The organism is Spirillospora sp. NPDC046719 (assembly GCF_040645715.1).
Taxonomy (GTDB): domain Bacteria; phylum Actinomycetota; class Actinomycetes; order Streptosporangiales; family Streptosporangiaceae; genus Spirillospora.
Genome location: NZ_JBEYYT010000922.1, coordinates 1 through 1,222, shown reverse-complemented (window position 1 = coordinate 1,222; position 1,222 = coordinate 1). Strand labels below are relative to the sequence as shown.

The 1,222-nt window shown below is 32.9% G+C and carries 2 protein-coding genes; both read left to right on the top strand.

All coding sequences use genetic code 11. The features are described 5' to 3' along the window. The coding region (locus ABZ914_RS51595) for a helix-turn-helix domain-containing protein (protein WP_500201849.1) at positions 1–695 on the top strand (695 nt) is incomplete at its 5' end. Between the two features lie 74 nt (positions 696–769). After that, positions 770–1,222 (top strand): tyrosine-type recombinase/integrase (locus ABZ914_RS51590; RefSeq protein ID WP_500201848.1); only part of this gene is annotated, 453 nt, incomplete at its 3' end.

The window sequence follows — 1,222 nt, the reverse complement described above, 5'->3', positions numbered from 1 at the left end:
GTAAAAATATGGCAAACGAAGTATATAAAGCTTTAAATCGTATTAAAGAGCTACGAATTGAAAAAGGTGTTACTCAAAGCACCGTAGCAAAAGCAATAGGAATTTCTCAAGGTATGCTGACTAATTATGAAACTGGAAAACGTTCTCCTCGTGATTTCAAAGTTTGGCAAGATTTAGCTGATTACTTTGACGTTACGACTAGCTATATTATGGGAACTAGTGATTTTAGAACATATCAAGACGAAATTAATGAAATACAAACATCTGCCAAGGAAAATTACGGCGTTGAAGTTCCAGCGGAAATAATTAAAGATTATAAGGGAAACCCTGTATCCACTACCTACAATACTCTTGCTCTACGCACAGAAATGGCTAAAAAACTTCTTCCTGAATTAGACAAAATGATTTCTACAATTGATAGTTATTTATATAGCTCTCCCACGATTGATTTTGATGATAAAGAAAAAGCTGATTATTTTTATTCTGATGAATTTAAACTAGCCAATGCACAAATAGATCAACTACTCATTTGGAAACACAGAAAAAAAGTTTTTCAATTAAAGAAGCAATTACTAGAAAAACAAATACAGAACCCTGAAAATTACTTTGCCCTCGAAGATGGCATCACTAAAGCCGAATTAAAAAAAAGGTGGCAAGATTATCGTCGTAAAGATTCTAATGAAAATGAACTTTAACTTCCTACACTTTTAAAATCAACATTCATGTTTTGACTTTTGCGTACTGGGCGGTGCTAGAAAGACAAATCAACATGAACAAACTAAATATAAAAGAATACAAAACAAAAAGCGGAGAAGTACGCTATATTCTCCGTGGCGCTTATATCGGTACTGATGTGCTGACAGGTAAGCAAGTTCGAACTTCCATTACTGGGCGTACAAAAAAAGACATAAAAGTTAAACTTTCACGTCTTCAAAATGAGTTCATAAAAAATGGTTGTACTAAAAAAATTAAAGTCTTAAAAACTTTTGATGAAGTTGCAGCAGCATGGTTTGATTTTTATAAAATAAATAGAAAATCAGCAACTGTCAAGCAAACAGAAAAAAATTTAAGATTATATCTTATCCCAGCATTTGGGAAGTATAAGATAGATAAACTCACAACTGCCATTTTACAGCATCAAATTAATATATGGGCAACTATCGCTAGTAAACCTTTAAACGGGCGTCAGGCACGAAAAAAAGGCGATATGAGCGATTATAAG